Below are 1279 nucleotides of genomic sequence, written 5' to 3' on the forward strand. Positions count from 1 at the left end.
AGATGTGTATAAGAGACAGCGTTTGATCGATCGCTCCCCCGGCTTGCCAGACAAGCTCGGCGCTTGGCGATCGTCTGGAGGTATCCCGCGGCCCTGTCCGAAATCGACGTGCCGCTCCCCTAGGAGCGCGCTGACCCCGTTGTTGGTCAATGACCGGATCGAAGCGGGGAACATCGTAATCGATGCGAAGACCAGCATATCAGGCCGGTCGTGCGGTGACGTATTGCAGGACTTGCTGGAAACACTCCGTGGCGCCTTCCCCTTGGGGCGGATTGCTTTCAAACGAATTGATGGCGTTGTCGATGATGCTTTCAGGCGCTTGGATCGCGAAACCATCGAGCATCGCGTCGATCTCATCCGGCGTATAGGGTCGCAAGGAACACATGATCATCAGGAGGCCGACTGAATCGTTGACATCAAGGGCCATTCCGTTTCGATCGTATGTGTGCTCCAGATACATCCGCGCGATCATCGCGCTTTCTGCGCGATGCTTCTCGTCGCGCATGAAGACGAATGTTCTGGCCGTCGAACTCACCCGGGCATCCGCCTGCTGCAGGAGAAATGTGAGCAATTCCGGCAACTTGGCGCTGGTCGCAATGGTGAATATGTCCATCTTGCCGCCCACGGCGTAGTCGATGGGTATCTGTCCGCTCGCCAGCGCGGCGATGATGCCGTCCGCGTCGCGTGTGCTGGCCAGCAGCATGAGCCGGCGGTCTTCAGCGGTGAAGGCCGGAGCGACGCGGGGCGCGGGGTCGTTCGCGGGTTTCGAGATCAGGAAGACCAGATAGCCGACGGCCAAGGCGGCCAGAAACACGGCCGCCGCTCTTTCACGGTTTGGAAGCATGATCACCTTCGTCGTTCCAGATCCTGATCCGATTGCGAGCGCACGGAGAATCAGGCCGCGCCACAAGGCATTGACGGCTATTAAAAATTGAAATTTCAGCAGAAATGCAATCTTAATTGGTCGTTGTCCTTAACGCAGCCGGGATCCGCGCCCTGGACTCCGCGCGCAGGGCGTCATGAGGGCGTTCGCGGAAAAACGGCCGGTTTGGTCGAGAACGTGCGATGGGCGAGGCCCGAGGCCAACGACAGGGACATCCTCATCATCGCCTGCGGGCGGCTTCGCCTGCACCGCAAGAAAATCAACATCTCCACCGTGCTCGCAGGTCAACGTATCGGAATAAAGGAGGTCGACGACGGCATCTGGCTCGTCAGCTTCATGACCTACGATCTCGGCTACGTCGACCTCGAGCAGAGAACGCTTCAACCCCTCGACAAC

Annotated in this window: 2 protein-coding genes; one reads left to right on the forward strand and one right to left on the reverse strand. The window is 59.1% G+C overall.

What is annotated here, in order from left to right; all coding sequences use genetic code 11:
- Window positions 1–199 precede the first annotated feature (199 nt).
- On the reverse strand, window positions 200–850 hold the full coding sequence (locus tag ACN4EK_RS32700; protein WP_431662620.1) for a hypothetical protein: 651 nt from the start codon (window positions 848–850) through the stop codon (window positions 200–202).
- 198 nt (window positions 851–1048) lie between these two features.
- On the opposite strand from ACN4EK_RS32700, the gene ACN4EK_RS32705 reads away from it, so the two are divergent.
- Window positions 1049–1279, forward strand: a 231-nt coding sequence (locus tag ACN4EK_RS32705) for a hypothetical protein (RefSeq protein ID WP_431662621.1), incomplete at its 3' end; no start/stop codon positions are given.

This window comes from Pantanalinema rosaneae CENA516 (assembly GCF_050753385.1).
GTDB lineage: Bacteria > Cyanobacteriota > Cyanobacteriia > Leptolyngbyales > Leptolyngbyaceae > Pantanalinema > Pantanalinema rosaneae.